Origin of the sequence: Streptococcus sp. 2021WUSS109 (assembly GCF_044427305.1) — a bacterium.
Lineage (GTDB): Bacteria > Bacillota > Bacilli > Lactobacillales > Streptococcaceae > Streptococcus > Streptococcus suis.
In genome coordinates this window covers 1-824 of record NZ_JAOTGF010000056.1, presented here as the reverse complement: position 1 = coordinate 824, position 824 = coordinate 1, and the positions used below count along the sequence as shown (strand labels likewise).

The window sequence follows — 824 nt, the reverse complement described above, 5'->3', positions numbered from 1 at the left end:
AAGATGCTAAGAACAAGATTGCCAAAGAAGCAGAATCAGCTAAGAAAGCAATTGACACCAATCCAAACTTGACTCCAGAAGAGAAGGAATCAGCTAAGAAAGCAATAGATACCGATGCTCAAGCCGCGACAGCCGCTATTGATAAAGCATCAACTCCAGATGCAGTTCAAGTAGAAGAGGACAAAGGTGTAGCAGCTATCAATTTGATTACTGCTAAGGCAGATGCTAAAGGTGCCGTTGCTGCTAAGTTGGCAGATGAAATCAAAAAGCTCGAAGATAAGCAAGCAGAAGCAGAAAAAGCTATCGATACATCAACTATGACTAATGAGGAGAAAGCAATCGCTAAGAAGGCTCTTCAAGATGTTGTAGATAAAGGAAAAGCAGAGCTTGAAGACGCAGCTAGGGTAGCAACAAATGAGATTCATAAAGCTACTACTGCAGAAGATGCGAAAGCGGCTGCACTTGCTGGCGAAAAGAGCTTGACCGATGCGGGTAAAAAAGCTAGAGATGCAGTTGAATTAGCTAAGGATAAAGAATTAGCTAAGGAAGCAATCCGGACGGAAGAAGAAGAAGCTACTAAAGCAGTAGAGAAGCTTGCAGAAGATACGCGCAAAGCTATCGAGGAAAATCCAAACTTGTCAGATGAAGATAAGCAAGCGGAAATTAAAAAGCTAACTGACGCTGTGGCAAAAACTTTAGAAACCATTCGTGACAATGCAACTACGGCTATGCAAGAAGCAGAAAAAGCACAAGCCCTAGCAGATCTTGAAAAAGCTAAAGAAACACAGAAAATTGCAGATAAGGCTGCGATTGATAGGTTGACT

1 protein-coding gene is annotated in these 824 nt (G+C 42.0%); it reads left to right on the top strand.

Features of this window, described 5'->3' with window-relative positions; all coding sequences use genetic code 11:
• Positions 1 to 824: DUF1542 domain-containing protein (locus tag ODU37_RS10715; RefSeq protein WP_153055382.1), on the top strand; the 824-nt coding region annotated here is incomplete at both ends.